The following is a 26,556-nucleotide window of genomic DNA, read 5'->3' on the forward strand; positions in this document are numbered from 1 at the left end:
GGAACCGCTGGCGGTGCTATGAACTTGTTGTTTCCCGTTCTTAATCGAGAAGCATTTTCAACCCGTCGGGAGAAGTGACTCCGCTCTTGCGGCTCACCTCGACCCCGTCTTTGAAGACGAGGAAAGTCGGGATGGATTGCACTCCATACTTCTGGGCGAGGGCGGGGCTTTCATCGACATTCACTTTCGCAATGGTCGCTTCGCCCGCGAGCTCCTCGGCCAGTTTGCCAAGGACGGGATCCATTTGCTTACAGGGTCCGCACCATTCGGCCCAGAAGTCCACGAGCACGGGGCCCTTGGCTTGCTTCAGTTCGTATTCGAAGGTGTTGTTGTTCAGCTTTAGGATTTCGCTTTTTTCAGTAGTCATCGTTTTGTGCTTTTAGACTTCTATGGGAGCGCGGGGCGGAGGCTTTATTCCCGGCTTAGAGATGAGATTGGATCTGGCGCTTGAAGGCCTGCCATTTGGCCCCGTATTTGCCATTGTCCAGCAAAGGTTTAGGGCAATTCTTGTAGCCGAGGTTTTTTCCGTCGTCATAGCGAATCCGTTCCCACTCGCAGTGACCGACCACCCGGGAGATGGGGATGTTGTGTTGCTTCATCAGGTCGGCGACGAGCTTGGCGGTGCGAGCCTTGGTGGCGGTGAAGGAGCCGTCGCGGTTTTCGCACATCTCGATTCCGATGGAGTATTTGTTCCCGGTGCCTTCGTAATCCGCGTGCTGGCCTTGCTCGTTGGTGGGAAGGCTCTGATAGATGGAGTGGGAGTCCACGCTGAAGTGCCAGGTCAAGTAGCCCAGGGAATTGTGGGACGAGGTCAATCCGCCGCGTTTGAGGAGGTTGGCGTGGGTGCGTGCGCCCGCTCCGGATCCGTAGCTCTGCGTGGTGTGGATGGTGATGTAGCGCGGAGACATGGGCCGCATCTGCTTCCGGCCATATTGACCGGCAGGAATCATGAGCGAAACATTCACCCCGGGAGGGGTGGAGTGATCGTGCCGGCCAAAGGAGCTGCCGCCGCCAGAGCCGGAGGGAGCGCAGGTGGCGAGGAGCAAGGGTAGAGCGAGAAGGAGGATTTTTTTCATGCTATTGGGGTCTATTCGATATTTTGAACCTGCTCGCGGATCTTTTCGAGTTCTGTTTTTGCGGCAACGATGTGGTGCGCAATTTCGGAGTTGTTGGCCTTGGAGCCGATGGTGTTGAACTCGCGGTTGAGCTCTTGGCAAAGGAAGTCCAGGGGACGGCCGACGGGCTCGGTGGCGGTGAGGAGTTCGGTGAACTTGTCGAAGTGGGCAGCGAGGCGAGTGAGTTCTTCCGAGATGTCGCAACGGTCGCAGAAGAGGGCGATTTCCTTGAGGACCCGATCGTCGTTGGAGTCGATGGCGAGGCCGGCGTCGGAGAGTCTTTGCAGGAGGAGTTCGCGCTGCCGGGCGGGGACACTTGGGGCGATGGTAGTGATTTCGCTGGTGAGCTTTTGTAAGGTGGCCAAGCGGGTCTCCATGTCGGTGCGGAGGGCGGCCCCTTCGTCAGTGCGCATGGCGACTAATTCCGTGAGCGCTTTTTGCAAGGCAGGGAGGACGGCAGGGAGAACTTGTTCGATATTATAGCCGCTATCGATGAGGAACTGGTCCGGCATGCGTAGAAAGTCCTGTGTGGAGAGGGTGAACTCTTGATCGAGATCCTGACCCAATTGCTCGAAGGCCAATTGGAGTGCGCGTGCTTTGGTAGCGTCGATTTGTAGAGTAGACGCATTTGGGTCGAGCGAGGTGAGCTTGATGGCCAGATTGACGCGGCCACGCGAGAAGCGGGCGAGGGCTTCCTTTCGCAAAGTGGGCTCCAGCTCTGTCAATCCGCGAGGCAGGCTGAGAGAAACTTCGGCCTGCTTGCGGTTGACGGAGGATGCTTCGACCTCGGCGTGAAAGGTGGTAGTAGTGGCTTCGCCGCGTCCGAAGCCGGTCATGGATTGCATGGGAAGAGTCCTACGCGATTTTGGAGTGGGGATCGCGCTTCTTTTTTTAAAACGGAAGCTAGCCCGCTAGCGTGAAGGCTTGGTTGGTTTTTTTAGAGAGATTGATTTGAAGAAGTTTTGAGAGGCTTCGTGATTCGGGTTCTTTGCCTCGCTCAGATAGTAGAAAGCGTAAATAGTATCGTCGATAAAGAGAGTGTACATCGTCGCTAGTTTTTTTCCCTCATCCGTCGAGTAGCGAAATTTTCGGCCTGTTTTGCCTGCAAGTTCCCAATGAGATGAACTAAGAAATTTTGATGGCTGTAAAGAGGTTGCCTTGTCGTAAAACATCTGATACATTTCACCCAGAGTCAAACTCTCTAGTGCAAGAAGAGCTTCTTTTCCAATCGCCTTTGAGGCTACAACTATGTAGCCTTCGTTCTCGGTAGTAACACTTGCATAATGGGTTTTTGTGCCGAGATTGGCATCAATATCAAGGTTGACCTGAGGTTTGGATGGTAGTGTGACCTCCAACGCCCAATCTTTGATGGAGAGAGTGTAGGAGTTTGTAACTTGGGCATTGATTAGCTGAGTTCCAATGAAGATCAGGAAAATTATAATTTTTTTCATTTTTTACACATTGCTATAATTTCAGTTGCTTGTAAATAAATGTATCAATGCTCGATAGTAGAAATCGTTTCTATGGTTTTGAGACTTTGAAGGAATCAATTTTTTTGAGACTAGTAAGGCATTAAAAAGCAGTCCCTGCAGACTGCTTCCTTAAGGATTGGGAGTGGGAAAAAATTAGTCCTCTTCCGAAAGGTAGCGCTCGGCTTCGATGGCGGCTTTGCAGCCTTCGCCGGCGGCGGTGATGGCTTGGCGATAGTAGTCGTCCATGACGTCTCCGGCGGAGAACAGGCCGGGGGTCTTGGTCGCGGTGCGCTCGCCCTTGGTCTGGATGTATCCACCGTCGTTGCGGTCGACGAGGTCGCCGGCAAACTGACTGTTAGGAACGTGTCCAATGGCGATGAAGGCTCCGCGAACATCGAGTTCGCTCTCTTCGCCTGAGACGAGGTTCTTCACCTTGACGCCCGCCAGCTTGTTGTTTTCGCCAGGGATATACTCGGTCAAAGCGCTGTTCCAAACGGGCTCGATTTTTTCGTGAGCGAGAACGCGCTCGGCCATGATCTTGGAGGCGCGGAGCTCGTCGCGGCGGTGGACGAGATAGACTTTGCTCGCGAAGCGGGTGAGGAAGTGAGCTTCCTCGGCAGCGGAATCGCCTCCGCCCACGACTACGACGGGCATGTCGCGGTAGAACGCTCCGTCACAAGTGGCGCAAGTGGTGACTCCGGCCTTGCCGTAAAGTTCTTGCTCGCCCTCGATGCCGAGGAGGCGGGGAGAGGCACCGGTGGCGATGATCACGGTCTTGGACTCGATGACTTCGTCGCTGCCTTTGATTTTGACCTCAAAGTGACCGGCCTCGGTTTTCACGATGGATTCGGCGACCTTGTATTCGGTGCGGGCACCGAACTTTTCCGCCTGTTGCTGCATCTTGTTCATCAGCTCGTAGCCATCGACTCCATCGGGAAAGCCGGGGAAGTTCTCGACTTCTGAAGTGGTGGTAAGGAGGCCGCCGGGCTGTTCGCCAGCGAGAACACGGGGAGAGAGATTGGCACGACTTGTGTAGAGAGCGGCGGTCCATCCGGCTGAACCGGTTCCGATGATGAGAACGTTTTCCATAGTGGTTATCAGAGGTGTGAGGCGCGACTTTATGCCCGAATTCTTTTTGGCCAAGCGGGAATGGGGGCTGAGGACAGTTTTTCGGTGACGATGTTGACCGCTTCAACCCGATTGGTGGGTGATTCCGGCTCTTTGCAGACAATTGGTCGGGTGGATTTCAACAATCTCGTCAGATCCTTGAATCAAGACTTTCGATTTCCGTTGGAAAAGGTGAGATTCGGGGCAGTGAATCGACTGGATACGACTTTTGAGCAATTGAGGAATGAGGGGAAGAAGGCGTTTGTGGCCTATGTGGCGGCTGGCGATCCTGATGAGGGGCGTTCGCTGAAGATCATGCAGGCTTTGGCGGATGCGGGGGCGGATGTGATTGAGTTGGGCTTGCCGTTTTCCGATCCTTTGGCCGATGGCATCGTCAATCAGATGGCGGCGGGCCGGGCCTTGGCGGCGGGTGCTTCCACGCGCTCTTGTCTGGAGATGATTCGCGAGTTTCGGAAGACGCACGATACTCCCTTGGTGCTCTTTACCTATCTGAATCCGGTCTTCACCTACGGCTACGAGAAGTTTCATGCCGATGCGGCAGCGGCTGGAGCGGATGGGATTCTGTTGTTAGATCTGCCACCCGATGAGGCCGCCCGCAATGCGGATTTGGCGAGTGAGGTGGGGCTGGCTCACATTCGGCTGATTGCGCCGACCACTCCAGAAGATCGGGTGAAGTTGCTGGCGGAAAGTTCGCAGGGGTTCATCTACGCCCTTTCCCGCACGGGAGTGACGGGCGCGCATGGGGCTCCTTCGGAAGGAATCGGCGAGGTGGTCTCGCGCATCAAGGCGCATACCGAAACTCCCGTTTGCGTGGGCTTTGGAATCAATACGCCCGAGCAGGCCTCAATGGTCGCGAGTGTGTCGGACGGGATTGTGGTGGGATCAGCGATTGTGAAAATCGTCGAGAACAATGCGGATGACCCAGACGTTGCGACCAAGGTGGGAGCCTTTGTGAAGACGCTCGTAGACGCGATTCGGTAATTTCGGAGTGCGTGAGCGCAGCTCCCGCTTTTTGGGCGAACCTTCGGGTGGGGTGGAGAGAAGCGTGAGCTTCGGGGTTTGTTCTGGGGCGACGGATGGGTTGTTGCGGGATGGCTTGGAGAGCGTGGGGTGGTTGTCGTGGCCTCTGCAAAAGCGGAAGCTCGCGCCTCGCGACCGCGCTCCGGTGGCCTTAGCTTTTGGCTTTGGCGTTGCGGCCTTCGTCGATGAGGTTCCAGAAGTGTTTGGACTCGGCGAGGGCGTCGTCTTCGGAGGACAATTTGGAGCGATAGAGAAAGTCCGAGAGGGTGCCTTTGTGAAGAACGCGGTGAACGATGACTTTGTTGTTCGCCACCTCGAAGTAGAAGCGCCAGTCGTCGGAGCGAAAGCGGTAGAGGGTCTTGCCGTCTCGCTCGATTTTGCCGAATTTGTCGCCATCCAGATTGTCCAAATCGTCGTGGGTGACTTGGAAGTCATCGAACACCTGCAACTGGGCCAGGGTGTCGAGTTGGGAGATCTCAGCGGCTGAGATTTCGTTGAAGACGATTTGAAGCATGGCGAAAGATGCCATGGGAAAGGGGGCGGGGTCAATGTTTGGAAGAGGAGTGTGGGGAGGAAGACTTTTTGACAGGATGGACAGGAGTTTACAGGAATTTTGACGAAGTGGTTGGAGCGAGTCGGTCTGGATGAGCGCTGCTGTTCTTTTGGCGTGACGATTCGGGCTGACTTTCCGATAACTGTTCCATGCCGACCCCACATATTGAAGCCGCCGAGGGAGCTTTTGCAGAAACCGTGCTGATGCCGGGCGACCCGCTGCGGGCGAAGTTCATTGCCGACACCTTTCTGGAGGATGTGGTGCAGGTAAATGCGGTGCGCAATATGTTTGGCTATACTGGAAGCTATGAGGGCAAGCGCGTTTCGGTGATGGGATCGGGGATGGGGATTCCGTCGCTTTCGATCTATGCCAAGGAGCTGATCACCGAGTATGGGGTGAAGAATTTGATTCGGGTTGGCAGCTGTGGAGCGGTCAGCAAGGAGGTGAAGGTGCGCGACATTCTGATCGGCATGGGGGCAAGCACCGATAGCGGGGTCAACCGCGCGCGCTTCGGGGGCTATGACTTTTCGGCCGTGGCCGACTGGGGCTTGACGCGGGCGGCGGTGGAGTCGGCGGAGAGGCAGGGGATTGCGGTGACAGTGGGCACGCTCTTCTCGGCGGATCTCTTCTACACCCCGCTGCCGGAGATGTTCGATCGCATGGAGAAGCTCGGTGTTCTGGGCGTGGAAATGGAAGCCGCGGGTCTGTTCGGCGTCTGTGCCGAATTCGGCGCGAAGGGGCTGGCAGTGTGCACCGTCAGTGACCATATCCGGACAGGAGAAAGCCTTCCAAGCGACGAGCGCGAGAAAGGCTTTTCCGATATGATGAAGGTGGTCTTGGGCTCGATTTAGTTTTGGCAAGGAGCACAGGCGTCTCGCCTGTGAAAGAGAAGATCTCGGAGCGCGAGATCATTTGAAGGCGGAATACGCGAGCGAGATGATAGGGTTCACAGGCGAGACGCCTGTGCTCCTTGATTCGGCTTACTCGCCTTGGCTCCAGACTTCGTCGACGATGGCTTTTTTGAGTTCCATGGGCTCGATGATGCCGGTGTGGCGGTAGAGGATTTTGCCGTCTTTGCCGACCAAGAGAGTGTGGGGCATGGCTCCGTTCCATTCGGTATCGAGCGCTTTGGCGAGGTCTTCGGTGTCGCCTTCGAAGATGTAGTTGTTGGTGGTGCGGCCTTCTTTTTCGACGATGCCTTTGATGCGGTTGTGGAGGCCGACTTGTTGCTCTTTCAAGAACTCGGTGACCTTGTCCTTTTCCTTGGCGGGATCGAGGCTGATGGTGATGAATTCGAACTTGTGATGGGAATACTGGCGGTAGATGGAGGCGAGGTCGGGGAACTCGGTGATGCAGGGGCCGCAAGTGGTGGACCAGACGTTGAAGAGGCGGAAGTCGGAGGCGTTCTTGTTGGCGACCAGCTTGGCGATTTCATCAGCTGAGACGGTCTCCACTGTGACAGGCTGTTCGGCCCAGCGCTTGTTGACTTGGGCGACCATTTCGGCCTTTTCCAGCCATTTGGTGGTGCAGCCGACGGGACGGGTTTTGATGACCTTGGGCTCTTCTCCGGCGAGAATGGCGGTGAGAGCGTCGCGGGCTTCGTTCTTTTTCGCCAAGCCGAGGCTGCGGCGACCGTCGTCGATGCGACCGTTGTATTTTAGCTTGAGGTCGGCATCGAAGATGAAGATGTGGGGAGTGGCGACGGCCCCGTAGGCTTTGGCCACCTTCTGGGTGTCGCCATCGTAGAGGTAGGGGAAGTTGAACTGCTCTTCCTTGGAAAGCAACTTCATGGCCTCGAAGGAGTCGTCGTGGATGGTGAAGGCGAGTTCCGCGAGGTGAAGTCCCTTGGGAGAGTTGCTATTGATGGCCACAAAGCCCACGCCCTGTGGGGTGAATTGATCGACCAGAGTCTTGATGCGGCCAAAGGCTGCGATGGCGTCGGGGCAGTGGTTGGTGGTGAAGATGACGGCGGTGGCTTTCTCGCCCTGGATGTCGGCAAGGGTGTATTCCTTGTCGTCGACGTTGGGGAGGGCGAAGTCCGGAGCGGTGGCTCCTTGTTCGAGGGGAACAGGGGTGTAGTTGGCCGAGAGGCTGGGGGCGAGCAGGCAGGCCGCAAGGGCCAGAGGTGCGAGGAGTGTTTTCATGGAATGAGTGATTACGAGAATGGTGGAGGTATCTATACAAGAAAAAGAGAGCTAGCGACTAGCCTTGCGGATTTTTTTCAGCAAAGCGACGAGGACTTTGGACTCGCGCGGATTGAGGCTGGCCATGAGGGGGGTGAAGAGGGCGGCGCGTTCGGCGGTGAGCGCCTTCAACGCGGCTTGGCCTTCGGAGGTGATTTCAACCCGGACTTTGCGAGCGTCCTTCGGGTCCTTGCCGGTGGTGACCAGGTGCCTTCTCTTGAGCCGTTGCACGGCGGTGGTCATGGAGCCGCTGGTTAGCCCGACCTTGGGCGCGATTTGGTTGACGGAGCGGGGGCCTTTTTTCTCGAGGCGGTTGAGAATCGCCAGATCGGAGGCGCATAGCTGATGATCGGCAAGGAGAGCGCGTTCCTGGGCGGCCAAGAGGGACTCGGTTTCCGCAATCAGATTTCTGGTGAGGAGAGCTTCCGGTTCCTTTGCCTTCATCCCTTGACGCTAGTCCAAAAAAAACTCCGCGAAAAGTCCCCATGAGAGAGAACTGTTTGCGGAGTGAAAATCTGAATGAAAAAGGGGTCCTAGAACCAGCCTTTCTTATTCGTGATATAAGTATCGACGAATTCCTGGTCAGTCTTGGTGAGGTAAATGATACCCTCGATGAGGCTGATGATTCCGGTCAAGCCGCAGGTACAAACTCCGATGATGAGTTGAATGACTCCTTCCTTGGTGTAACCCAAGTAGAATTTGTGAACTCCCAAGTAGCCCAAGAGGATACCGAGGATTCCAGCGACTAATTTCTTCTCGGCGCCCGGGATCTGGGCTCCGCCTGCAGGGGGGGGTGTTCCTTCTGACATCTCAGTTAGGAAATCAGAAATCAATGGTTATTCAAGTTAGGAATGAGCGCGGCGGGAAATCTCTGCCCCTCAGGTGATTGTCTCTTTTGCTTTCGCGTCGACTCGCTAGCCTTTCTCGCGATGGAGGATATCTTTTCCGACTTTAGTAGTGACGAGTACTTTATGCAGATGGCTTTGCGCGAGGCGCAGAAGGCCTTGCGAGCGACCGAGGTGCCGATTGGGGCTATCATCGTGCGGGGGGCTGAGGTGATTGCACGCGGTTGGAATCAGGTGGAGACCCTGAAGGATGCCACCGCCCACGCCGAGATGATCGCCCTAACCTCGGCGCAAGAGGCCTATGGCGACTGGCGCCTGGAAGGCTGCACCCTCTACGTCACGAAGGAGCCTTGTCCGATGTGCGCGGGGGCGATTGTGCATTGCCGTCCGGACCGGGTGGTCTTCGGTTGCTCGGATCCCAAGGGCGGCGCGGCGGGCGGATGGATCAATCTTTTGCAATCCAATCCTCCGCTCAACCATGCCTGCGAGGTCGCCTCCGGGGTATTGGGGGATGAATGCGGTGCATTGATTCAAGGTTTTTTCCGCGAGGCCCGGGCACGAAAGGCGGCCGCGCGTTTGCTGGAAAGGCAAGGGGACGAAGGTCCGCCCGCGAACCAGAACTGATTGGAGGCTGCCTGTCGGGTGGTTTGCTGTGGCTTTTGGAGGGAAAATGGAGTCTTTAAAGTATCATGAAGTCCTTTTTCCCTATCCTATTGGTGCCCTTTTTTCTGACCAGCTGTGCCCAGTTTTTCGTCAAAGAGAAAACTTATGAGGCGACCGGTGGGGCGGAGGTGAACGGGGCAGCGGTGACGAGCGCGGTGAAGGGTATGGGGGGGAAGGCCGGTGCTTCGGTCTCCGCCATGGTTTACAATGCTGCGACGGGCGAGACTGATGGGCCCTTTCTGTGGCGAATTGAGGCCCGTGGCGAGGAAGGGGTGCACGAATCCATGACAATCCACAGCTTGCGGACCAAGACCGAGCTGACCAAGAGAAATGAACCTTTCCCTGCGAAATGGCTGGGCGAAGCCATGCCCTTCGAGCCGCTGAAGGGACGCAAAAACAAGGGGAAGGTCTTTGCCAAGTTCCAGCCGCCGGGCAAGTTGGAGGTCTTTCCCGAGGTTGATGGGAAGATCACGATGGAGGCTGACCTGACGATTCGAGCCAATGGCCGCAATGAGCGCCGGAAGGTCAGCTTCGAGATGGAGCCCAAAGTGGGGCGCACGACCGAAACCCTGTTTCTACCTGGAGAAATCGTCAATAGTTTGGGAAAGAAGGATCCCACTGAGTGGAAGTGGAACTCGACTCCCGGAGCCGACCCCTATGGCAATGAGTTCTGGGGGCCGGATCAATATTATTACTAAAGCGGCGCAATTTCTTTGAGTTCGTCCTTTGATATTCAGAGAAAGGCCGGCTGCGGAATCGCTCCCTATTAGAGCGGAAAGACGAGCAATGGGCTCGCAAACCGACTGCAAAGATGCACATTATCCCCCACAAGATGAAGCGAATCGCGTTAATTTTCCTCGCCGGACTGATGGCCATCTGTCCAGCCCAAGATGAGGCGGCTGAACCGAAGGAGGCTCTCAGTCCCGAAGAATTGGAGCTTAAAGAACAGGCCTTGATGATTTCCGACTACGATGGACAAGTCCGTCGTCGTCCCGAGGATGCTTCGGTTTTGGCGCGGACCAATGCGCGTGCGATTACACGGGTGGTGCCTGCTCCCCGGGGCATCATCACCGATCGAAAAGGCCGTCCGATGGCTCGGAATAAGGTGTCCTACTACTTCGGCATTCAATTTCCCCAATTTGCGGAGGATGTGACTGATGAGGATGTCCTGTCGTGGTCCCGTCGGCGTCTCGAGCAGGTGGCGGACTTGGTTGGGAAGGAAGTGACGGTGCGGGACAAGGACTTGCTCGACCATTATCGTGACCGGCGTTGGGTGCCGATGCTGTTGCCGCACTTGGCCGATGGCAGCGAGCGTTCCCGCTGGGAACCGAAATTAATGCGGGGTTTGATTTTTCAGGCTGTCTATTTGCGGGATTATCCCGCCAAGGAGTCGGCCGCCCACATCATCGGATATGTGCGGAGCAAAGGAAAGTTACCCAAAGGCCCCATCCTTTCCAACGAGCCAATGTGGGAGGATACCTATGGCGAGGAAGGGTTGGAGAATACTCTGGATGATGAACTGACGGGTAAGGATGGAGAGTGGACCTTGCTGGTCGATGAGAATGGGGATCGTTTGCAAGACGAACTGACCCGCAAGCCGGTGATTGGCAACACTGTGATCACGACCATCGATCTGACCTGGCAGCAGCATGCGGAGTCCGTGCTGCGCAGCTACTGCCGAAGGGGGGCATTCGTGGTGGTGGATATCCAGACGGGTGAAATCCTCGTGCTGGCTTCGCGCCCAAGCTACGATATCAACAAGTGGATACCCTTCATCTCCTCCGATGATTATAATGAGCTACGCGAAGATGAAGCCGCGCCCATGTTCGCCCGAGCCTATCAGGGATCTTATCCGCCGGCTTCGACTTTCAAGCCCGTGGTAGCAGTCACCGCATTGACCACTGGAGCGATCACGGAGTGGACCAAATTCAATTGTCCTCCCTTCATCACCATCGGCTCCCGCAAGTTTCACAACCATAGCCGCAAGCATGCGGGCTTGGTCGACGTCAAGCTGGCCCTGGCAATCTCCAACAACCCGTGGTTCTATCAGGTGGGGATGAAGGTTGGTCCGACCTCCTTCCTCTCGGTGGCACGCCGCATGGGCTATGGGGTTCGCACGGGGGTTCCTCTTTACAACGAGGCTCCAGGGGTGATTCCGACTCAAGAGTATATGATTAAGAAGGAAGGGCGCCCTTTCACCGATGGTGACACCGCCAACTCTGCGATTGGGCAGGGCTACGTGCAAGCGACTCCTTTGCAAGTAGCCCAAGCAATGGCCGCGCTTGGCAACGGCGAGATTCTTCCTCAACTGCGTCTCATTCGCCAAATTCAGGACCACGAAGGGGGAGTTCTGGAGGCTACCGTTCCGACCAAACGGAACTCTCTGGGCATCACCCCGAGCTCGGCCCGTATCGCTCGAACCGGGATGATGCAGGTCGTCAACGCCAGTTATGGAACGGGTAAGAACGGGGGCACGAGCTTCTGTCGCGTCGCAGGAAAAACAGGAACCGCCCAGTGGAAGGGGAGTGGTCGCAACAAGCAGGAGCTGGCGTGGTTTTCGGGTTTCCTTCCCTACGACAATCCTCGCTTTGCTTTTGCCATTCTCTACGAAGGCTCGCCGGGTCAATCAGTGAGTGGAGGGAAACGTGCCGCTCCCATGGTGGGCCGCTTCTTCAATCGCTTTGCGGGCGAAATTATGGAGAAAGCCAGCACCAAGATCGCCATCCCGACCGATGAAGTGATCGAGGAAGAGGCTGAAGAAACTGAGGAGATGGAACGTGAAGAACAGCGCGACCTTATCCTGCGGGCTCTCCCTGTTGATGGTGCTGGAACGGGAATCCCAGAGGCTCCAATCGTTGAAGAAGAGCCGAACGAAGGGCCTCTCGATAGCACCCCGCCTCTCCGTCCCTTGCGGGTTGCTCCCGAAAACGAGGGCCTTCTCCGCGCCGTTCCGATTCCGGAGGAAACTGAAGAGTCCGAAGAGCCCATCGTCGGCGAGTAGTTGGGCTGCCGCGTCACTTGATTGAGGGCGTTGATGTTCTCATTGACCGTTTCGATGACCGTTCGTGGCGGTTGTCGGATAAGCTATTCGCTCAATGTCCAAGAATTCTTCTTCCCTCGCGTGGTGCTATCTTCTGCCGGCTCTAGTGGTTCCCTTGTTGGGTTCGCTTCTCTATTTTGTTTGGCTCCCAGACAGCGCGGTGGCCCAAGGGACCTATACCGCGACCAAGATTTTCACGCTGGTCTATCCGCTCTTCTTCGTGGGGTGGAAAGAGCTTTTCACCGCTCGTCCTAACTCGAGCTGGGCCGCTGTTTTTGGAGTTGGATTGGCCTCGGGATTGCTCATCGTGGCGGCTGGGATTGGTCTGATGATGACTCCGGTAGGGGATATGGTGCGTGCTGGAGCTGAGCCGATTCAGGAGAAGGCTGAACTCCTTGGCTTTGCCAACCACTTCCTTCTTTTCGCGATCTTTATCTCGCTATTTCACTCCGCGTTGGAGGAGTTTTATTGGCGTGGCTTTGTCTTTGGAACGCTGCGGCAAAAGCTTGGGAAGGCAACGAGTCACGTGGTGGCCGCGTTGGCTTTCGCCGCACATCACTTGGTGGTGACCTGGCAGTTTTTCCCGCCGGTTCTCGCCATATTCCTCGCCTTTTGTGTCGCGGTGGGAGGGGTTATCTGGACGATTCTTTATCAGAAGCAGGGTTCGCTACTTGGCTGTTGGATCAGTCATCTGTGTGTGGATGTCCTGCTGATGGCCGTGGGTTATCAGTTGATCTTCAGCTAGAGACAAGAGCCCTTCGAGGCGGTTCTCAAGGGAGGGCTCGCAATGCCGGACATCTCTTTCCGACCATTGACAAACAGAGAAACTGTGACGGGTGAAATCGCGTTCAGACTCCGGATGGGATCTCAATTTTTCGCTTCGTGAAAAACAGGTGGACAGGCGTCAAATTGCGCGGAATGTGCCTTTGATATGAAATGGATTCCACTTGCGATGGCTTTTGCCTCAACCTCACTTTTTGCCGAAACTGAAAAGGAAGATTCGCGTTCTTCCTTCGTCCTCCAGTTTGAAGACACACAGTCAGAGCCACGATGGCAGGCCGTCAACGATGGAGTGATGGGCGGACTTTCTGAGGGAAAGGGAGTGATGGAAGACGGTATTCTCCACTTCACCGGAGTTCTCTCGTTGGAAAATAATGGTGGCTTCGCCTCGGTGAGAACCAACGACCTACAGTCCGACTTCAGCGGGGCCGATGGCATCGCGTTAAAGGTCAAGGGCGACGGTCGGACCTATCAGTTGCGCCTGGCAACCAATGCCCCGCGCATTTCCTATCAAGCAGAGTTCGAAACCCGGGAGGGAGAGTGGATTGAAGTCCAAGTTCCTTTTTCAGAAATGAAGCCCAGCTGGAGAGGGCGGATGTTGAGTGGACCGGAGTTGGATCGCTCGAAGGTCACCCAGCTTGGTATCCTTTTGGGAGACAAAAAGCCCGGGTCATTTGCCTTGGAAGTCGATTGGCTCGAGACCTATCTGACCTCCGGGGACTCATAGCGACTGAGTCCTTGAGCGCATTGAATTGAATTGACCTGATCGGCACATGGGGTGCTAGTTTGGGAAAGATGGATCGTAGAGATTGGCTCAAGCTCGCTGGACCGACTGCAGTTGCTTTGTCCCATGGCACGGCGTTTGGAGCAGAGAGCACGGGCAAGTGGTCTGACGAGGGTCGGATTGAGTATTCGGGGTTATTGATGGAATGGCTCAAGAATGACTTTGAGCTGCGGGCGAAGCGACTGGAGCTCTTGGACGGAAAGCCCTGCGACTTGTCCTACGATTACCTTCTGATTGGAGATGATCGAAAGAAGGAGAGAACTTTCGAAAGGTTTGCCGAAGGGCGTCTTTCGGATCGTCAAGCCTTCGAGCATATTGAGAAAAGTCTCGCTGAGTATGAGCTCGTGCGCCAAGAGCTCGCGGCCTTGGAAAAAGCTGCCGCCTTGAAATGGAAGGTCGAATCGGCCAAGCCGAAAATGGACAAGGGATACATCTACGGCATGGAGGTGAACGCTGGTCGGTTGGGAGTGATCCTCGATGGCAGCCGGAGCATGACCCGCTATCTGGAAAAATTGCGCGAGGAAATTGCTCGGGATTTTCCTGAGGCTCACATCGTGGAAGTCAATGGCTGTCACTTGGATCGAGCAGCCGATGTTCCTTGGTTCTATGCTTCCGCCGTTCCCGACGTCAATCCTTTCACTCCAGACCGTCATATCCCAGAAGTTCCTCAAGCCGACGATCGTCCTTTCAGTCGCTATATTTCTTGGACCCGCTCACTCCCGAGCGCGATTGTGAGTATGGTGGACTTGATGAAGGTCGATGCCATCTATTGGTTCTGCGATTTTGACGACGACGACGATGAGGATGTCATCAAGTATTTGGCTCGAATCATCCTCGATCAGAAAGTGAAGCTTTTTGTTCACACTGTGGATAAGCGGCCTCCCTCCCTGATATCCTTGCTAGCCGAAAAGTCTGGAGGAGAGGTCATCAAAAAGAGAATCTGAGTTGAGGGAAAAATCGAGGGAGGGAATCAACTGGGGTTGAAGAGTCCCGCCATATTGCACGGAAAAAAGCCGGAAGCGTTCAGCTCCCGGCTTTCTTGTGATTGGAATTGTGACCGCGTGTTAGTTCGTGGTCTCCTGAGCTCGAACTCTGAGAAAGGATTGGTCTCCCTCGACGGGCAGAGTCCATTCCACTGGGTCACCTTGCGCTTCGAAGGGGGCGTTTTCGAGGTCGGTGGTGGTTTCCAGTTGGAGCTCCAGTTTGAAAGCGTCGCCCTCTTTTCCCATTATTAAATTGCCCACATTGGCGTCGAGAATCTGAGCTTCGGAGAACAGGCCAAAGAGTTCGGCGTTGCCAAGAATGGCCTCGGCGGTGGCGTCGTTTCGAACTGATGGGCTGGTTCCGATCTGGGCTTCGATGGCATCGCTGAGACCGTCCCCGTCACTGTCGGTGTCGAAGGGATTGGAGCGCAGTTGCACGAACTCAGTGAAGTTGTCGATGCCGTCATTGTCGCTATCCAGTTCACTATCGAAATAGTCGGGGATGGAGTTCTCATTCACATCCTCGGGCGCATACCATTCGAAATCGAAGGAGAATTCCTGGTCAGCTTCGGAACGGAACTCGTTGTAGATCGGCGAGTAGCTTTTTGCTTCCACGGTGCCGTCGGGATTGACTGTGAGCAGGCGGAGAAAGCCGTTGCCGCCGAAGGGGGCCAGGAACTGATAGTTCACCAGCATCTGGTGGACGTTGAGACCGGTGTCGCTGGCGTCCATCCGATAACCGGTTCCATCACCCAGAACGTGTCCGTTGAGAGTGAGAACAAAGTCGTGTTTGCGAACCAGCTTTTGCCACAGTTCCTCCCCATCGTTTACTCCGCCGGGTGTCGAGTATTTGTGCGGATTGTAGAGCTGGGGGTTGTTGGCCTCGTCGGAGATGTCGTAGCGCAGATCGTTGTTGTTCATGTAGGCATGGGTCACGAGGATCGCCTTCTTGTCTGGGTTTGCGTTCATGATGTTGTTCGCCCATTGGATGGTCGCGTCGCGAGGACCCCATTCCAGGCAAAGAACGATCCACTCATAGCCGCCTGCCTCGAAGAAGTGGTAGGTGTTGTCCATCTCTCCCTCCACCATCGCGCCGCCAAAGTTGGGGCGGGAGGAATAGTCGTCGAAGAGGAAGAAGTCGTTCATGAGGGTCTCCCGCGTGGAGGCGTTGCCACTCGGGCCGTAGTCGTGATTACCCGGAACGAAGGCGTAGGGGATGTGGTCATCGAGCACCGCCATGGACTCGCGGGCGGCTTTCCATTCGGGTAGCGAATTGACATTCACGATGTCGCCCAGATGAAGAACGGTGCGGATGTTGTAGCGGTCGGCATTGTCGCGCAGCCAGGTGGTCTGTGCGGAGAAAACGCCCGGCCGATTCTGCGAATAGATCTGGGTGTCTGGCAGGATGGCGATGGTCCAGGCGCCTTCCGCGATTTCGGAGTCCCCGGGTTGCGGCGTGATGTTCACTGCGGGAGCGGTGCGGTCGCGCACATCGGCGGTGTGGCCGTAGAGGTTGGTGAAGAAGGCCGTGTTCAAAGTCGCATAGGTGGCATCGCCTTGTTCGGTGCCATTCGCACTGCTCAGAATCTTATCCGGAGCCATCGCTGCGAGTAGGAGCTGACCCTGGCCATAGGCCCCTTCCATGAGGGCGGGAAAGCGAGCCCGCTCGTCACCGGAGAGAATGACCTCGAAGCCGGCAAAGGAGGCAAACGCTTCCCAAATGACATCGTCAAAGTGAGCGGGAATGTGGTTCTGCTCATAGAAGACATCGCCCCCTTCATTGGTGGGAAAGTTCTGGATGATGGGGTGGTTGGGCGAGAGAATCTCGGCCTGTGGATAGTCGGTATCAATTCGGGCCGCATTCTGAGTGTCGGGCAGAAAGGCGGGAATGGATTCGGTCTGATCAGCCTGCGAAAGCTGGACCAGATAACCCGCTCGGTCGACATAGTCATCAAGGATGTCTCCGTAGGTCGCCATGTATTCCTGATAGCGGGGATCTTCGCTGAGAAAGGAACCGAAGAGAATCAGATCGACATCGGTCTCGGGGTCCGCGGCGAAGTCAAAGGGAGGTTGATCCAGTGGAAGAGGCATCACGTGGAAGCCCGCGCGCCGGAGCGATTCTCCCGCGCCGTAATGCGCCGAGAACTGGTCGGCGGTCTCCCAGACATAGGCGGTCAATCCCTCGGGATTCGTTCCACCCGCGGTGGCGGCGGGGTTGGGGGTCGCTCCGAGCAAGGACCAGCGGAGGGGCTGGGGATCGGGGGCCTCCGGGTCGGTCGGGGCCCGGCCCACGATTTCCAACACTCCCAGAGCCCCGAAGTCGGAAGACTCCTCAGCGGTGGAAATGGTCAGAGTAATTTGACCGGACTCATCGGGAACGATTCCAGCCACCGAGGCGACTCCCTCGGAGTTGCCAACGGCCTCCAACTGGGTCGATTCCGTATTGGTCCCGGCAACCTGATAGTCGGTGATGAATTTCTGCGGTGCCTGACGATTGGTGGAGACGAAGAACTTGAAGTCATAGACTTTCGCGGCATCCAGCCCTTCGACTTCGAGGACGGCAGTGGTGTTCCCGGTTTTTCCCAAATAGGCAAAGTCACCGGTGGCGGAGGGGGTATAGACCGTTTCCCCACCGAGGGTATTGGTGCTGACAGCTTGGAAGCCATCGCTCAGATTCAGAGTGATACCGGTCGCGTTTCCAGCGGCGGTTGTCGCCGGATGGAGAGTTTGGGTCGCGGAGCCCGAGAGATTGTTCCAGTGGTCTCCCCGCAAATCCGGGCTCGACGTTTCTTCAGTTGTTAGACCGAAATCGATGAGGATTCGCTCGGCGAAGCTCGCGCCCGACAGAGCGAAGGAAGCAATGGTTAGATAAAGAAAAGAGTGTGGTTTCATCCGTTGATTAGCTTGATGGATGGAGAAGTTATCTCTCTGGCCACGCCTTCCCACGGTTGGGCCGTGACGTTGTCGTCACTTTTCAGGCTATTGCTGGGAGCACTAAAGATTCATTCGGTAAGAAATAACTTTTGGAGGAAACGGGGGATTGAGTTTGGAGTAAGGCGCGGAAAGACCCTTTATCTTTTCAAGCTTTGATCGAGAGTCACTCGCTGGTTTCAAGGGCTTTATCGATTTCTCGGGAAAAAGGACTGGACCTATCGCCGGTCGGCAGGCAGGTAAGGGGCTCAATTATGGATTTTCAAATTGCTACTCTCTGTGACTACGCCGCTGACCACCAAGGTAAAATGACTGTCGTTGCTCCCTTCGACGCTCTTGCCGCTCGCGAGTTGCCCGTTCGTCACCCCCAGTGTGCTCTTGCCATGCGTGTTTGCATGACTCCTGATGACAATGGCGATCACACTATGCTCATCAGCCTGATCGACGAAGACGGTCAAGCGGTGAACCCACAGATGCCTATCAAGGCTGACCTCCCTGTGAAAATGCCGGATGATGTCGCTTTCGTGACTCGCAACCTGATCGTGAATTTCCAAGGTCTCGAGTTCAAGAAGACTGGCGTCTATTCGGTCGATATCACACTTGATGGCGAGCTTGCGGTTCGCATTCCACTTCGCGTCGTGAAGGTCGACGAGAAGGGTCAGCAGGTTCCTGCTTAATTTCCGACTTACCCTTTTTAATCAGCGGCTTTCCGGGACTTTCGTTCTTGGAAGCCGCTCTTTTTTTGCACCGGAATGTCCTGATGGGTTGGTCATCGTTCACCTTCAGGGCTTGAAAGTTCGCTTATCCCAGCCACCTTCCCAATCATGAGTTCAACTTTCGAAACGGGTCTGGTGACCGGAGCCTCGGCAGGTCTTGGTGAGGAGTTTGCGACCCAGTTGTCGCAGCGGCTTGCTCGTCTCGTTCTGGTTGCCCGCCGGGGTGAGCGCCTGGAGGAGATCGCCACTGAGTTGAGGGCCCGCTTCGAGGTGGAAGTTCTTGTGCTCAGTGCGGATTTGGCTGAGTCGTCAGAGCGGGAGAGAGTTTATCGCGAAGTCCGTGCCCACGGGTGGACCGTTGATGTGCTGGTCAACAATGCCGGTTTGGGTGATTACGGGGAGTTCCGCACTTCGGAGTGGCCTCGCAACGAGGCTATGTTGCGGGTCAATGTCGAGGCCTTGACGCATCTGGCTCACTTGTTTTTGCCCACCATGATTGCCAGCGAGGGAGGGGCGATCATCAATGTCAGCTCGCTCGCCAGCACTTTGCCTATCCCTGATTTTGCGGTCTATGCTGCGACTAAAGCCTACGTGAGCAGCTTCTCGGAGGCGCTTCGGATGGAAGTCCGGGAATTTGGCGTCGAGGTCCTCGCCGTCTGTCCCGGACCCGTGCAAACGGAATTCGGTAAAGTCGCGGCGCGTTCCGAAGGAGGCCCCGGGATGCCCGGAGGGCGTGAGAATTTCTACGTGCCACGCCAACAGGTGGTGGCGGAGTCGTTGGCTGCTCTCGAGGCTGGCCGGGCTCGTGTTTATCCTGGATGGAAAGTTGCCGCTGCTGCAGCTGGAATCTCGCTATTGCCCATGTTCGCCATCCGCCTCATCATGGCGTCCCGTCCCCGTCGTCAAAAGTTACTTGAGTGATATGAAGTCAACCCCCCCCAAGTCCTCTCTCTGGAAAATCCTTTGCGCTATCCTCGCGGTGGCGGTCGTCGTCCTTGGCCTGCGAAAACCCAAAACCGAAATCGTTGAGAAAACGGTGGAGGTGCCGGTTGTCAAAGAAGTGGTCAAAGTCGTTGAGAAGACGGTTGAAGTCGAAAAGCCTCCCGTCCGACCTCCCGTGATGGGGATTTCCCGTGATGCCGATCTCACCGAGACCTCCAAGGGCTTCACTTTCCGCTCTCAAGTAAAGTTGGAGAACGGCGGACTCGCCACCGAGGAACGGAAACAGAAGTCCTCCTATATGGCGGATTACGTGCTCACCGTTCGGGTCCCTCGTGCGGCAGCCACCTTGGAAGAACTGGAAAAAGGGTCGCCCGGATTGGGCTCGCTCTTTCCGGGATTGGTGCCGTTGGTGGAAAAGGCTTCGGTCTCGGACTTTTTTGAAAAGCTCTACAGCAACAAGACTGACAGGCTGAAGTCCGATGCCGCCAAGCTGGGAGGACTCCTGACTTCCCACAATTTCTTCGATTGTCAGACCATGCTCAATCTCACCGCGGAGAACGGGAGGCGCGTCTTTCTCATGCAGGGGGACATGGATGTGGTGAGCGATGGCTCGGATGGCGACCGACTCCCGACCATGCCGGATGAGATTGTCAATTCGAGCTACTACCAGCCGACGACCAGTTATGGCTGGGCCAAGGTGGGCGATACCCCCAACCCTCTGATTAAGGGCTATGAAAAGCGTTTGGTAGTTGCGCGGAAAGAACTCGCCGATCCCAACGTCGCAAAAGAGCGCAAGGACTGGGTGAGAAGCCGTATCCGCACCGTCTTGGAGCCTGGTTTGGAAGAGATGAAACGCCGCAGCTTTCTCATTGCCGACTACGATCCTTTCATTGTCATCCCGATGAACATCATTCTCGATCGGCGGGACAAGTATGGTCCCAAGGTCGGGGACTACGCGGTGGTGGTGCACGAGGGCATCGTTTATCCGGCGATTGTCGGTGACGCGGGGCCAACCTTCAAAGTGGGGGAAGCTTCGCTGCGTATGGCTCGGCAAATCAATCCCAAGGCCAGTCCCTACTGGCGCCCGGTCAGTGATCTGACGGTGACGTATCTCTGCTTCCCCGGCACGGCCAAAAAACCCCATCGCGCGCCTGACTACGAGGACTGGAGAGTCAATTGCGAGAGCTTGTTAGGGGAGATCGGCGGGCTGCGTGAAGGGGTTGAGCTCTTTCGATGGGAGAACACTTTGCCGCCTCTTCCTGGATCTGAAATTGAAAGCGAAGAGCCCGAAGAAGAGGATCCTGCGGAAGAGAACCCCTAGGCAAAATTTCGTTCCCGTCTATGAGCGAAGACGGATTCTCCAGGACGGGACCTGGTCGCGATAGTTTTCCCAATCCTTGCCAAAGCGTCTGCTCAGGTCGGAGTCCTCTGACCAGCGTGCGAACCCGAGCGAATAGACCAAAATCGAGATCGCGCTGAAGGCGATCCAAGGGTTGAAAAAGTAGAGCGCTTCGAGAAAGAGAAGCAGCGTGATCCCGGTCTGCATGGGATTGCGGATGCGGCGATAGATCCCCGTGGTGACCAGCCGTTCGGGAGCATCCATCGGCACCGGGGTCCCTCGGCCAATGAGGACGAATTCGCGAACCGCGAGGATTGGAGGAATGGAGAGAAGGGTGGCGAGGATGGCTGCGCAGACTTGGTTGATAGGGGGCTGTGACGTGAGCTTGTCGAGTAAGGTGGCCCAGCTTCCCACATGGGCTGCCAATGGGATTAGGACAAGAGCCAAGAGTGCAAAGCCGAGTGAAATCAGAGTGGTTCGCCGGCCGAGATGAGTGCTCTCTGCCGTCCAGCGATAGAGAAGCAGCCCGGGGAGAAGAACTCCCAGGATGAGAAAAAGTTCCCCAAAGATCCATTGCCTTCCGAGAACGAGAAGAGGCTCCAGCAACGGCATCACCAGAAGATCAATCAGGGCCATCAGGATCACGACGAGCCAGAGGGATAACTTTTTGCTGAGTAGACAGGCGAGCGCTCCCCAAAGCGCGGCCCAACCGATCCAGAGAGAGAGGGGCAAACCTCCAAGCCGGGGGCTGGACGTTTCGAAGCTCCACCAACCCGCCCATTCCGCAATTCCATTGAGACAAGGGAGGGTGGCCAGATTCCAGAGCACGGCGTAGAGCAGGCCGAGTTTTTCTCGGGGAGTGACTTGAAGAAGCAGCCCAAGAAGGATGGCTGTTAGAATTGGCCAGTAGAGTGCGATCGCCTCGATGGCTAGCGAGGTCATGGCTGGATGATGGAATCTAGAAAGTATTCGCCCGCCTGCCCGACTCCAAAACGCTGGATCGGCCCAAAGTAAAATGCGGGATCCAGGTTGCGACGGAACTGGAAGGTGAGTTCCACCTTGGTCGAGCCGTCTGAAGTCTCATTCCATTTCCACCTGATGCGTTCCCAGCTTATCCATTTGCCGATTTCGGTCTCGTCTCCTATGGGGACGAGGGTCATCGAATGCGGGGTGCTTTCGCTAATTTCGACAGTCAGGACTCGTGGAGTCTCCTCTCCGTGATCGAATGGAATGCTCCAGCGCGTCCCAACCTCCCGGTCGCCCCCTCCGGAGCTGGTGAGCGGCACAGGAAAGCCGGCACGGAGAAAAAGAGGCATCTCCGCATTGCTGAAAGTCGGTCCCTGAGCCAGCTTTTCCTGAAAGACGTCGGGCGAGAGGGGGATGGTTCTTTCGAGGGTGACCGACTCGCTTCGACCGAAGCTGAGGCTTTCGTGAGTCCCTTCCAGACTCAAGATCCCGAGGATCGCGATGAGAGAAAAGCGGGTTTTCGTGACCTCTTCGCGGGCTCTTGCTTTGTCGATGAAGATGCCGATGATAAACCCAATCGCCAAAAAGAACGGGAGGGCCACAAGAATGCAGATGAAACCTTCCAAAGCCAGCACCCCCACCGCCAGCATGCCTAAAGTGGTCCAAAGCAGTATCGAGCCGGTGACGGAACGTGGAGTTGGGACGAAAGAAAGTCCTATCGCGAGAAGGGCGGGGATGCCGACGTAGAGCGCGGAGGAGCGACCGTAACTAGAGCCAGATAGCAGGCGATAGCAGATGGAGACGCTCGCGAAGAGCAACACCATGCTGATGAATTTCTTTTTCATCTCCGGACCTTCCTTCTTCGGGACCCCGGGACCTGGACTCTCCGCCCTGCTGTTATTCATGTTTCGGAATTAATTGAAAAATCAGAAAATAACGAGAGAAATATCTTCCTCCGAAAAAGAAGTGGGGGTGATTTCGTAAACCTGATCATGCTTCTCTTGACACTGCGGGGGCGGTGGTGAAGCTCTCGCTTGGATCCGGGACGAATTCGTTGTTTTGCGAGCGCCCCGTTTCTTCTCAAAAGCTCCCTCAACTATGAAACTCGAACAAGGACAGGTCTGGAAAGTGGGGGATGCCTTTCTCCGTATCGTAAAGTGGCAGCGACTTTCGATCGAATACAAGCACATCACCAATTGGGAGACGCGGGAGGGCGAGGTCCACAAAGTCTCGAAAAAGGAGTTCTGCCGTTTGATTCGCCCGGGCAAGCTGTACTTGGGAGAAGCGGAAGAGGTTTCGGAAAGTGAAGATGTGACGGGAAATGAGTGAGGGGGCGTCCAAGGATCCGCTTCATGGCAAGACTTTGGAGCAAATTCTAACCCAATTGGTCGAACACTACGGTTGGGCTGAGTTGGGATATCGCATTCGGATCAATTGCTTCTTGGCGGATCCGTCGATCAAATCGAGTCTCAAGTTTTTGCGGAAAACTCCTTGGGCCCGGTCCAAGGTCGAGCACCTTTATCTCGACACCTTTTGGTAGGAGGGCGACCCGCAAGGCCTTGAAACACTGACAAACTGCGAGCCTAGTCAAGAGTGGGTCTTCCGATAGAGTCCTCCCCTTGTTTCGCGCATGGACAGCCCGGATTGTGCTCGCCGCTCTCACTTTGGAGATCGGTTTGATTTGTAGTCTCTACATGGGCGATTTGCCGCTTCTCCGTCGAACGGAGGAGGGGGTCTTCCAGACCTTTCTCTCGTGGGTGAGGGATTTTGACTCCAGGCAGGTGATTCTCGAGACCAATCCGGAGGCGGATGGCTGGAGCCTGCGGTCATTGGAAAGGGAGGAAACGGGTATTCAGAATTGGAGCTTCGTAGAGGTGCCGCTTGAGCCCGAACTCTTTGATGGCCATCAGCCCAAGCCTTCGGAATACGCGATTCTGCTGGCCAAGATGTATCAGTCGGGAGCACGCGAGTTGGCCTTCAGTCAGCCTCTGAATTGGGAGGAGGCTCCTGAGCTGGAATTGTTGGCGTTGGACAGTGCGCTCCGTCCTTTTTCTGAAGTTTTGCTGCCGCTTGACCTGTCGGAGGTTCCGCAACCAGAGGCTTCACCCGCTTGGTTGACGGAGTCATTGGTGGGTAGGATGGGACTCATCGGCGATGCCTCGAGCCTGCCGTTGATGAATCAGGTGATGGTGCCGCCCTCGGTGTCCGGACGGTCAGGGGTAGAGTTTGCTTTCCCGGATTTTGGCGGTCGTGATTTGCAGTTTCGGGCTCCGGGTCGTCTACCGGTCTTGGCCCGGTGGGGAGAGGACTTTTTGCTCTCATGGCCTTTGAGCTTGGCGATGCGGATGGAGGGGGTGACGCCAGAAGAGCTCATCATCGCGCCGGGACGAAGCTTGCGCTTGGGTCCGGACGGACCGGTCATCCCCTTGGACGACTTTGGGCGAGCCAAGATAGACGAGGTCGAACCTCCGCTGGAAGAGCTGCCAACGCTCTCGGCCAAGAGCTTTTTCCCATTGGGTGAAGTCGATTTGCCCGAGCTCTCGAATGGAGCGGTGCTTATTGGGCAGACCGATCTCAGAATGGCGGAGAAGAGTCAGCGACTCGTGGCCGAGGCCCGTCACCTGCTGCAATTTCCCCGTCCCGGAAAGGCCGAGAGCTTCCGGAGACTCAGCTTGGGGTGGGAAGTCTTTCTCTATTGCGAGATTGTTCTGGTGGCGATATTCGCGCTTTATCTCCGGCCTTTTCCGCAGCTGATTGCGCTGGCAGTTCTGTGCGGGGGGCTCTTCTTTTTTGCCTTGGGCCTTTTGAATTGGCGGGGACTGTGGACGCCGGTTTTACCGCTGGTGGCGGCGATGACAATGTCCTGGTGCCTCGTGGGATATCTCCAGCAGATCGCCCACCCGGTGAGGAAAAAGAAGCCCAAGGTCGTTTAGGTGAATCTCCTTGTTCGGGAGGAAAGAATGGAGGTGGTCTGCCGAATCGTATTGCGTCTTTGCGTCGTGCTTGCTGGAGTGGAGGGGTGAAATTCAAATCGTCGCTATTCGTTTCCATTCTCTTGGCTTCCTCCTCATTTCTGTCGGCAGGGGAGCGCGTTTATCTGGCTTGTGGAAGTGCGGGCGTGCGGATGGCGGAATTCGACTCGGCATCCGGAACCCTTTCCTCTCCCGTGGAGGCCATTAGCCTGCAGAACTCCGGCTTCCTCGCGATGCATCCGGAAAAGCCGGTTCTTTATTCGACCTGCAATCTCGATGAGGGCACGAAGTGGCGTGGAGGGGTGGCGGCATTGCAAATCCTGGAAGGCGGCACATTGGAGGTGCTCAATCAGGTTTCCACCCAAGGCAATGGCTCTTGCCACGTCTCGATAGATGCCACCGGAAATGTGGCGTTTGCCGCCAACTATGGCAGCGGTTCGGTAGCGAGCTTTCAGGTGAAGGAAGATGGATCGCTCTCCGAGGCGGTTTCGGCTATTGCGCACCCGGGCTCCAGCGTCCATCCCCAGCGACAGAAGGAGGCGCACGCGCATTACTTTGCGGCTGGCCCGCACAATCAATTCGCCTATGTGCCGGACCTTGGTTTGGATAAAGTGCTGATCTATCGCTTCGAACCGGAGACTGCCGCTTTGACGGCTGCCGGGGCAGGCTTGACCGAAGCGGGAGCTGGCCCTCGCCATATGAAGTTTTCCCTGGACGGGAAGTTTGCCTATGTGCTCAACGAGCTCAACCTCACCGTGACGACCTTCAAGCATGAAAAAGAGAGCGGGGGCCTTACCGCTCTAGGCACGGTTTCAACCATGCCTGAGGAGGCCGAGAAAGAGAAGATGAGCTGTGCGGAAATCCGGGTCCATCCCAATGGCAAATTCGTCTACACCTCCCAGCGCGACTTGCGTACGAATCCGGAGGGCAGTCCACTGGGGCGCAATAGCATCTCAGTCTACCGGGTGACCCGGGAGGGAACCTTGCAACGGGTCCAAACCATTTCGGCGGGAGTCAGAATTCCGCGGAATTTCAACTTTGACCCCAGTGGAAAGTGGATCTTGGCCGGTGGTCAGGCTTCGAAGGATATCCAAGTCTTTGAAGTGGATGAAAAGACCGGAAAGCTCAGCCCCCATGGGGAGCCGGTATCCTGCCCGGGCGGCCCGATTTGCTTTCTTTTTGAGTAATTCGGGAAACCGCCTAGCGGACGATACCGCGATCGGTGGTTTCGATGAATTGGATGAGAGCCTGCGCACTCGGATTCTGGGCTTCGGGAAGCTCGCGAAAGACCTTGAGTTGCTCGCCGAGGTTGAGGTCCTTTTTTAAGAACAGCTTTTTGTAAGCGGTCTTGAGGGCGCGGATATCCTCCTCGGGGAAGCCGCGCCTTTGCAAGCCCACGATGTTGAGGCCTCGGGTGGAGGAGGGATTGCCGTCCACAATCATGAAAGGAGGGACGTCTTGCACCACGCGCGCCAGTCCGGCGGTCATGGAATGCTCCCCGACGCGGCAAAACTGGTGCACGGCACTGAGACCGGAGATGATGGCGTGGTCGCCCACTGTCACGTGACCGGCGATGGTGGCGTTGTTGGAGAAGATGGTGTGATTGCCAACCTGGCACTCGTGCGCGACATGGGCGTAGCAGAGAAAGAGATTGTGGTTCCCGATGCGGGTGGGCGTTTCCGGCTTGGTGCCGCGATGGACCGTGACGTTTTCGCGGAAGGTGTTGTCATCCCCGATGTAGAGGTGAGTCTCCTCGCCCTGGAACTTCAGGTCCTGGGTGCGGCCGCCCAGCGCGGCAAAGGGGTAGGCATCGCAGCGTTCTCCAATCGTGGTATCACGCTCGATCACGACGTGACTGCGGAGTCGGGAATTGGCTCCGAGGGTGACGTTGTCGCCGATCACGCAGTAGGGACCGATTTCGCAATCGGGTCCAATCTCGGCTTTGGGGGAAATAATGGCAGTAGGGTGAATGGCCATGGGAAGCTGATTTCAACAAGGTTTGGCCCTCGAGGAAAGCGAGGAGTGTGGCCTGATTTTCGGCACCCTGAGTGCAAGAGGTTCTTTTTTTGTGACTTAAGCCTTTCTTGTCGTTTCTAAACTCTGCTGTTCTCATACAGATTAAAC

The 26,556-nt window shown here is 56.2% G+C and carries 28 protein-coding genes; 15 read left to right on the top strand and 13 right to left on the bottom strand.

Annotation, left to right across the window (positions count from 1 at the left end):
- Positions 1-40 precede the first annotated feature (40 nt).
- From trxA to trxB, 5 genes are all read right to left on the bottom strand, one after another.
- Positions 41-367: a thioredoxin gene (gene trxA / locus IE099_RS02535; protein ID WP_189567072.1), complete on the bottom strand. Its 327-nt coding sequence runs from the start codon at positions 365-367 to the stop codon at positions 41-43.
- Between the two features lie 55 nt (positions 368-422).
- Positions 423-1,076 carry a peptidoglycan recognition protein family protein gene (locus tag IE099_RS02540; protein ID WP_229809356.1) on the bottom strand — a complete coding sequence of 218 codons (654 nt, stop codon included), beginning with the start codon at positions 1,074-1,076 and terminating at the stop codon, positions 423-425.
- 11 nt (positions 1,077-1,087) lie between these two features.
- On the bottom strand, positions 1,088-1,960 hold the full coding sequence (locus IE099_RS02545; RefSeq protein ID WP_189567073.1) for a YicC/YloC family endoribonuclease: 873 nt from the start codon (positions 1,958-1,960) through the stop codon (positions 1,088-1,090).
- A gap of 66 nt (positions 1,961-2,026) precedes the next feature.
- Entirely contained in the window at positions 2,027-2,566 is a 540-nt protein-coding gene (locus IE099_RS02550; protein WP_189567074.1) for a hypothetical protein, read from the bottom strand.
- 174 nt (positions 2,567-2,740) lie between these two features.
- Positions 2,741-3,676 (bottom strand): thioredoxin-disulfide reductase, encoded by a 936-nt coding sequence (trxB, locus tag IE099_RS02555; RefSeq protein WP_189567075.1) that lies wholly within the window; start codon positions 3,674-3,676, stop codon positions 2,741-2,743.
- A 90-nt stretch (positions 3,677-3,766) separates the two neighbouring features.
- On the opposite strand from trxB, the gene trpA reads away from it, so the two are divergent.
- Complete coding sequence (gene trpA, locus IE099_RS02560; protein ID WP_189567076.1) at positions 3,767-4,696, top strand: tryptophan synthase subunit alpha; 930 nt, start codon at positions 3,767-3,769, stop codon at positions 4,694-4,696.
- A gap of 190 nt (positions 4,697-4,886) precedes the next feature.
- Here the strand turns inward: trpA and IE099_RS02565 are convergent, their stop codons facing one another.
- Entirely contained in the window at positions 4,887-5,264 is a 378-nt protein-coding gene (locus tag IE099_RS02565; RefSeq protein WP_229809357.1) for a hypothetical protein, read from the bottom strand.
- A 173-nt stretch (positions 5,265-5,437) separates the two neighbouring features.
- Between IE099_RS02565 and deoD the strand changes: the two genes are divergently transcribed.
- A complete protein-coding gene (deoD, locus tag IE099_RS02570; protein WP_189567077.1) occupies positions 5,438-6,139 on the top strand; it encodes a purine-nucleoside phosphorylase in 702 nt (233 codons plus the stop codon).
- 129 nt (positions 6,140-6,268) lie between these two features.
- Here the strand turns inward: deoD and IE099_RS02575 are convergent, their stop codons facing one another.
- The 3 genes from IE099_RS02575 to IE099_RS02585 form a co-directional block, all read right to left on the bottom strand.
- The gene (locus IE099_RS02575; protein WP_189567079.1) at positions 6,269-7,432 is read right to left on the bottom strand and encodes a redoxin domain-containing protein; all 1,164 of its coding nucleotides are present in this window, start codon (positions 7,430-7,432) and stop codon (positions 6,269-6,271) included.
- A 51-nt stretch (positions 7,433-7,483) separates the two neighbouring features.
- Positions 7,484-7,915: a MarR family winged helix-turn-helix transcriptional regulator gene (locus tag IE099_RS02580; protein ID WP_189567081.1), complete on the bottom strand. Its 432-nt coding sequence runs from the start codon at positions 7,913-7,915 to the stop codon at positions 7,484-7,486.
- Between the two features lie 89 nt (positions 7,916-8,004).
- Entirely contained in the window at positions 8,005-8,280 is a 276-nt protein-coding gene (locus IE099_RS02585; RefSeq protein WP_189567083.1) for a TM2 domain-containing protein, read from the bottom strand.
- A gap of 120 nt (positions 8,281-8,400) precedes the next feature.
- Between IE099_RS02585 and tadA the strand changes: the two genes are divergently transcribed.
- From tadA to IE099_RS02615, 6 genes are all read left to right on the top strand, one after another.
- Positions 8,401-8,940: a tRNA adenosine(34) deaminase TadA gene (tadA, locus tag IE099_RS02590; RefSeq protein WP_189567542.1), complete on the top strand. Its 540-nt coding sequence runs from the start codon at positions 8,401-8,403 to the stop codon at positions 8,938-8,940.
- A 65-nt stretch (positions 8,941-9,005) separates the two neighbouring features.
- Positions 9,006-9,677 (top strand): hypothetical protein, encoded by a 672-nt coding sequence (locus IE099_RS02595; RefSeq protein WP_189567085.1) that lies wholly within the window; start codon positions 9,006-9,008, stop codon positions 9,675-9,677.
- Between the two features lie 113 nt (positions 9,678-9,790).
- A complete protein-coding gene (locus IE099_RS02600) occupies positions 9,791-11,980 on the top strand; it encodes a penicillin-binding transpeptidase domain-containing protein (RefSeq protein ID WP_189567087.1) in 2,190 nt (729 codons plus the stop codon).
- A 94-nt stretch (positions 11,981-12,074) separates the two neighbouring features.
- The gene (locus tag IE099_RS02605) at positions 12,075-12,764 is read left to right on the top strand and encodes a CPBP family intramembrane glutamic endopeptidase (protein WP_189567089.1); all 690 of its coding nucleotides are present in this window, start codon (positions 12,075-12,077) and stop codon (positions 12,762-12,764) included.
- A gap of 186 nt (positions 12,765-12,950) precedes the next feature.
- Positions 12,951-13,526 (top strand): CIA30 family protein, encoded by a 576-nt coding sequence (locus tag IE099_RS02610; protein ID WP_229809358.1) that lies wholly within the window; start codon positions 12,951-12,953, stop codon positions 13,524-13,526.
- A 68-nt stretch (positions 13,527-13,594) separates the two neighbouring features.
- Positions 13,595-14,527: a hypothetical protein gene (locus IE099_RS02615; RefSeq protein ID WP_189567091.1), complete on the top strand. Its 933-nt coding sequence runs from the start codon at positions 13,595-13,597 to the stop codon at positions 14,525-14,527.
- Between the two features lie 120 nt (positions 14,528-14,647).
- Here IE099_RS02615 and IE099_RS02620 read toward each other — a convergent pair whose 3' ends face one another.
- Positions 14,648-17,458, bottom strand: coding sequence for a metallophosphoesterase (locus IE099_RS02620; RefSeq protein WP_189567093.1), 2,811 nt, complete (start codon positions 17,456-17,458; stop codon positions 14,648-14,650).
- A 293-nt stretch (positions 17,459-17,751) separates the two neighbouring features.
- Here IE099_RS02620 and IE099_RS02625 point away from each other — a divergent pair, with 293 nt between their 5' ends.
- The 3 genes from IE099_RS02625 (at position 17,752) to IE099_RS02635 (ending at position 20,476) form a co-directional block, all read left to right on the top strand.
- Positions 17,752-18,174: a DUF6941 family protein gene (locus IE099_RS02625; protein WP_189567095.1), complete on the top strand. Its 423-nt coding sequence runs from the start codon at positions 17,752-17,754 to the stop codon at positions 18,172-18,174.
- Positions 18,175-18,321: 147 nt separating this feature from the next.
- On the top strand, positions 18,322-19,134 hold the full coding sequence (locus IE099_RS02630) for an SDR family NAD(P)-dependent oxidoreductase (RefSeq protein ID WP_189567097.1): 813 nt from the start codon (positions 18,322-18,324) through the stop codon (positions 19,132-19,134).
- Between the two features lies 1 nt (position 19,135).
- Positions 19,136-20,476, top strand: a complete 1,341-nt coding sequence (locus tag IE099_RS02635; RefSeq protein ID WP_189567100.1) for a glycoside hydrolase family 75 protein — start codon at positions 19,136-19,138, stop codon at positions 20,474-20,476.
- 18 nt (positions 20,477-20,494) lie between these two features.
- Here IE099_RS02635 and IE099_RS02640 read toward each other — a convergent pair whose 3' ends face one another.
- Both IE099_RS02640 and IE099_RS02645 read right to left on the bottom strand, forming a co-directional pair.
- Positions 20,495-21,436, bottom strand: coding sequence for a methyltransferase family protein (locus IE099_RS02640; protein ID WP_189567102.1), 942 nt, complete (start codon positions 21,434-21,436; stop codon positions 20,495-20,497).
- On the bottom strand, positions 21,433-22,305 hold the full coding sequence (locus tag IE099_RS02645) for a hypothetical protein (RefSeq protein ID WP_189567104.1): 873 nt from the start codon (positions 22,303-22,305) through the stop codon (positions 21,433-21,435). The genes IE099_RS02640 and IE099_RS02645 overlap by 4 nt, the downstream gene beginning before the upstream one ends.
- 253 nt (positions 22,306-22,558) lie before the next feature.
- On the opposite strand from IE099_RS02645, the gene IE099_RS02650 reads away from it, so the two are divergent.
- The 4 genes from IE099_RS02650 to IE099_RS02665 all read left to right on the top strand — a co-directional run bounded on the left by IE099_RS02650 (position 22,559) and on the right by IE099_RS02665 (position 25,619).
- Positions 22,559-22,789, top strand: a complete 231-nt coding sequence (locus tag IE099_RS02650) for a hypothetical protein (protein ID WP_189567107.1) — start codon at positions 22,559-22,561, stop codon at positions 22,787-22,789.
- The gene (locus IE099_RS02655; RefSeq protein ID WP_189567109.1) at positions 22,782-23,000 is read left to right on the top strand and encodes a VF530 family protein; all 219 of its coding nucleotides are present in this window, start codon (positions 22,782-22,784) and stop codon (positions 22,998-23,000) included. The genes IE099_RS02650 and IE099_RS02655 overlap by 8 nt, the downstream gene beginning before the upstream one ends.
- A gap of 79 nt (positions 23,001-23,079) precedes the next feature.
- Positions 23,080-24,393 carry an MraY family glycosyltransferase gene (locus tag IE099_RS02660; RefSeq protein WP_189567110.1) on the top strand — a complete coding sequence of 438 codons (1,314 nt, stop codon included), beginning with the start codon at positions 23,080-23,082 and terminating at the stop codon, positions 24,391-24,393.
- A 122-nt stretch (positions 24,394-24,515) separates the two neighbouring features.
- Complete coding sequence (locus tag IE099_RS02665; protein ID WP_229809359.1) at positions 24,516-25,619, top strand: lactonase family protein; 1,104 nt, start codon at positions 24,516-24,518, stop codon at positions 25,617-25,619.
- Between the two features lie 13 nt (positions 25,620-25,632).
- On the opposite strand, the gene lpxA is transcribed toward IE099_RS02665, so the two are convergent.
- On the bottom strand, positions 25,633-26,409 hold the full coding sequence (lpxA, locus tag IE099_RS02670; protein ID WP_189567112.1) for an acyl-ACP--UDP-N-acetylglucosamine O-acyltransferase: 777 nt from the start codon (positions 26,407-26,409) through the stop codon (positions 25,633-25,635).
- Positions 26,410-26,556 lie beyond the last annotated feature (147 nt).

It is taken from the genome of Roseibacillus persicicus (assembly GCF_014651675.1).
GTDB classification, from domain to species: domain Bacteria; phylum Verrucomicrobiota; class Verrucomicrobiia; order Verrucomicrobiales; family Akkermansiaceae; genus Roseibacillus; species Roseibacillus persicicus.

Excerpts from the sequence above, each read along its gene's own strand:
- trxA (WP_189567072.1), bottom strand. The coding sequence starts at position 367 with ATGACTACTGAAAAAAGCGAAATCCTAAAGCTGAACAACAACACCTTC.
- IE099_RS02540 (WP_229809356.1), bottom strand. The coding sequence starts at position 1,076 with ATGAAAAAAATCCTCCTTCTCGCTCTACCCTTGCTCCTCGCCACCTGC.
- IE099_RS02545 (WP_189567073.1), bottom strand. The coding sequence starts at position 1,960 with ATGCAATCCATGACCGGCTTCGGACGCGGCGAAGCCACTACTACCACC.
- IE099_RS02550 (WP_189567074.1), bottom strand. The coding sequence starts at position 2,566 with ATGAAAAAAATTATAATTTTCCTGATCTTCATTGGAACTCAGCTAATC.
- trxB (WP_189567075.1), bottom strand. The coding sequence starts at position 3,676 with ATGGAAAACGTTCTCATCATCGGAACCGGTTCAGCCGGATGGACCGCC.
- trpA (WP_189567076.1), top strand. The coding sequence starts at position 3,767 with ATGTTGACCGCTTCAACCCGATTGGTGGGTGATTCCGGCTCTTTGCAG.
- IE099_RS02565 (WP_229809357.1), bottom strand. The coding sequence starts at position 5,264 with ATGGCATCTTTCGCCATGCTTCAAATCGTCTTCAACGAAATCTCAGCC.
- deoD (WP_189567077.1), top strand. The coding sequence starts at position 5,438 with ATGCCGACCCCACATATTGAAGCCGCCGAGGGAGCTTTTGCAGAAACC.
- IE099_RS02575 (WP_189567079.1), bottom strand. The coding sequence starts at position 7,432 with ATGAAAACACTCCTCGCACCTCTGGCCCTTGCGGCCTGCCTGCTCGCC.
- IE099_RS02580 (WP_189567081.1), bottom strand. The coding sequence starts at position 7,915 with ATGAAGGCAAAGGAACCGGAAGCTCTCCTCACCAGAAATCTGATTGCG.
- IE099_RS02585 (WP_189567083.1), bottom strand. The coding sequence starts at position 8,280 with ATGTCAGAAGGAACACCCCCCCCTGCAGGCGGAGCCCAGATCCCGGGC.
- tadA (WP_189567542.1), top strand. The coding sequence starts at position 8,401 with ATGGAGGATATCTTTTCCGACTTTAGTAGTGACGAGTACTTTATGCAG.
- IE099_RS02595 (WP_189567085.1), top strand. The coding sequence starts at position 9,006 with ATGAAGTCCTTTTTCCCTATCCTATTGGTGCCCTTTTTTCTGACCAGC.
- IE099_RS02600 (WP_189567087.1), top strand. The coding sequence starts at position 9,791 with ATGCACATTATCCCCCACAAGATGAAGCGAATCGCGTTAATTTTCCTC.
- IE099_RS02605 (WP_189567089.1), top strand. The coding sequence starts at position 12,075 with ATGTCCAAGAATTCTTCTTCCCTCGCGTGGTGCTATCTTCTGCCGGCT.
- IE099_RS02610 (WP_229809358.1), top strand. The coding sequence starts at position 12,951 with ATGAAATGGATTCCACTTGCGATGGCTTTTGCCTCAACCTCACTTTTT.
- IE099_RS02615 (WP_189567091.1), top strand. The coding sequence starts at position 13,595 with ATGGATCGTAGAGATTGGCTCAAGCTCGCTGGACCGACTGCAGTTGCT.
- IE099_RS02620 (WP_189567093.1), bottom strand. The coding sequence starts at position 17,458 with ATGAAACCACACTCTTTTCTTTATCTAACCATTGCTTCCTTCGCTCTG.
- IE099_RS02625 (WP_189567095.1), top strand. The coding sequence starts at position 17,752 with ATGGATTTTCAAATTGCTACTCTCTGTGACTACGCCGCTGACCACCAA.
- IE099_RS02630 (WP_189567097.1), top strand. The coding sequence starts at position 18,322 with ATGAGTTCAACTTTCGAAACGGGTCTGGTGACCGGAGCCTCGGCAGGT.
- IE099_RS02635 (WP_189567100.1), top strand. The coding sequence starts at position 19,136 with ATGAAGTCAACCCCCCCCAAGTCCTCTCTCTGGAAAATCCTTTGCGCT.
- IE099_RS02640 (WP_189567102.1), bottom strand. The coding sequence starts at position 21,436 with ATGACCTCGCTAGCCATCGAGGCGATCGCACTCTACTGGCCAATTCTA.
- IE099_RS02645 (WP_189567104.1), bottom strand. The coding sequence starts at position 22,305 with ATGAAAAAGAAATTCATCAGCATGGTGTTGCTCTTCGCGAGCGTCTCC.
- IE099_RS02650 (WP_189567107.1), top strand. The coding sequence starts at position 22,559 with ATGAAACTCGAACAAGGACAGGTCTGGAAAGTGGGGGATGCCTTTCTC.
- IE099_RS02655 (WP_189567109.1), top strand. The coding sequence starts at position 22,782 with ATGAGTGAGGGGGCGTCCAAGGATCCGCTTCATGGCAAGACTTTGGAG.
- lpxA (WP_189567112.1), bottom strand. The coding sequence starts at position 26,409 with ATGGCCATTCACCCTACTGCCATTATTTCCCCCAAAGCCGAGATTGGA.